At 41.5% G+C, this 2,466-nt stretch carries 2 protein-coding genes; both read left to right on the top strand.

Features of this window, described 5'->3' with window-relative positions; all coding sequences use genetic code 11:
- On the top strand, nucleotides 1-1,436 hold a 1,436-nt coding region (locus AC1DRF_RS23200), incomplete at its 5' end, for a mannosyltransferase YkcB-related protein (protein WP_477741801.1).
- 13 nt (nucleotides 1,437-1,449) lie between these two features.
- Nucleotides 1,450-2,415 (top strand): glycosyltransferase family 2 protein, encoded by a 966-nt coding sequence (locus AC1DRF_RS23205; RefSeq protein WP_477741802.1) that lies wholly within the window; start codon nucleotides 1,450-1,452, stop codon nucleotides 2,413-2,415.
- The last annotated feature ends 51 nt before the right edge of the window (nucleotides 2,416-2,466 follow it).

Below are 2,466 nucleotides of genomic sequence, written 5' to 3' on the forward strand. Positions count from 1 at the left end.
GTCATAAGCAGCCTGCTCAAACTGAGCAGCAAACAGCAAGCAGTGAAACAAAACAAAATAGTAATTCAAGTGCTGATTCTTCACAAAGCTCAAATCAAAGAAAAAGCAGCTCTTCCCAAAAGATGCAGGCTCCAGGCGGAGGGAATCAAAACGGAATGTTCAACACGGGGAATCCTGGTCCCTTCCGACTATTCCAAAAAGGGTTATCAGATCAAATCAGCTGGTTATTACCATTTGTAATCTTTTCAATCGTGGGTTTATTTGCCGGAGTAAAATTTAAAGGGCCTTACACGACAAAACAAAAAGAAAGTTTATTTTGGTTAGCTTGGCTGCTACCAGTAGCTGTCTTCTTTAGTATCGCAGGATTTTTCCATCAGTATTATTTAATTATGCTGGCACCTCCAATCGCTGCATTTGCCGGAGCGGGAGCAGTAGCTTTATGGAGCATGTACAAACAGCATAATGGCTGGGAATCATGGCTGCTGCCAGGTGGTATTTTAACAACAGCAGCACTTCAAGTATATATTATGTCTCCTTATGTCAGCTCAATCGGGGCAGCGCCAATTGCAGGTGTAGGAGCACTGGGCGTCATTTTAGCTCTTGTTTTAGCTGTTCGTAAACAGCGTAAAAATTCGTTGACGAACTACCTGGGAGCCGCAGCGATGGTTGTCTTACTTGCGATGCCGGCGTACTGGGCGATGACACCAATTATTTATGGTGGAAATAGCATGCTTCCATCAGCAGGTCCTGATTCTTCAAGCGGTATGGGAGGACCTCCAAGCACAGCTACAAATAGCAAACAATCTGGCTTTAACGGCATGCAGCCTCCAGGAAGCTCTAGCGGCAATTCATCATCGAACAATCAAATGCAGCCGCCAAGCGGTTCATCGAACAGCGGTCAAATGCCAGGTGGTTCGTCCAATAATGGTCAAATGCAGCCGCCAAGCGGTTCTTCAAACAGTGGTCAAATGCAAATGCCAGGCGGTTCATCCAATAATAGTCAAATGCCAAATAGCTTTTCAAGCAAATCATCATCTTCAAAACGAAAAAGTGGAGGGATGAACGCAGAAGTAAACCAAAAGCTACTAAACTATTTAACAAAAAATAATACAGGTGAAAAATATTTATTTGCCACAACGGATTCAACTTCAGCTGCACCTTACATTATCAAAACGGGCAAGCCAGTAATGGCAATGGGTGGATTTAGCGGTTCAGATCCAATTTTAACGGTAAGTAAATTAAAAGCCATGATTAAAAAAGGTGAAGTGAAATATTTCTACTTGTCTGGAATGGGCAAGGGAGGTCAATCTGACGTTATCACGTGGATTAAAGAAAATAGTAAGGAGATTCCTTCTTCCAAGTGGCAGTCTACTTCATCAAGTGCTCAGCAAGGGCCATTTGGAAACGGAACACTATACGAAATAACGCTTAAATAAGGAGGGCATGAACATGAGTTCCATCGTTAAATATTCTATTGTTGTTCCTGTCTACAACGAAGAAGAAGTGATTCATGAAACCTACCGCCGTCTCACAGAAGTGATGCGTTCAACGAAAGAAGCTTACGAGCTTCTTTTCGTGAACGACGGCAGTAGAGATCGAACAGCAGAAATCATTAAAGAGTACAGTGAGCAAGACCCAGCGGTTGTTTTATTAGATTTTGCCCGTAACTTTGGTCATCAAATTGCTATTACAGCTGGTATGGATTATGCAAGAGGAGAGGCGGTCGTTGTGATTGATGCTGATTTGCAAGACCCGCCCGAATTGATTTTAGAGATGATTGAAAAATGGAAGCAAGGGTTTGACGTTGTATACGCTAAGCGTACAAAGCGAAAAGGAGAAACATACTTTAAAAAACAAACGGCTGCTATTTTTTATCGCTTCTTACGTGCGATGACCGATATTGATATTCCGCTTGATACAGGGGATTTCCGTTTGCTAGATCGCAAAGTGTGCAATCAAATGAATAGCATTCAAGAAAAAAATCGCTTTGTTCGGGGATTAGTAAGCTGGGTTGGCTTTAAGCAAACAGCAGTAGAATATGAGCGAGACGAGCGTTTGGCCGGGGAGTCGAAATATCCTTTGAAAAAGATGCTGAAGCTTTCAATGGATGGTATTACATCTTTTTCATATAAGCCATTAAAGCTAGCTAGCTATGCTGGTGTAACTCTATCTGGTATCGGTTTTATTTATCTTTTAGTAGTGCTGTATTTGAAGTTATTTACAGACAGCACCATCACCGGGTGGTCGTCATTAATTGTCATTCAGCTATTCTTTAGCGGCATCATTTTAATTATTCTTGGTATGATTGGAGAATATATTGGCCGCATCTACGATGAAACAAAAAATCGTCCACTCTATATCGTCCGTGAAAAGTATCAGCTTGAAACACGCAAGGAAGTATCACTTCGTGAMTAACAAATGGATATCTTTTATTAAATTTGCGTTAGTAGGAGTTGTAAATACACT

Source organism: Priestia sp. P5_B4 (genome assembly GCF_056400385.1).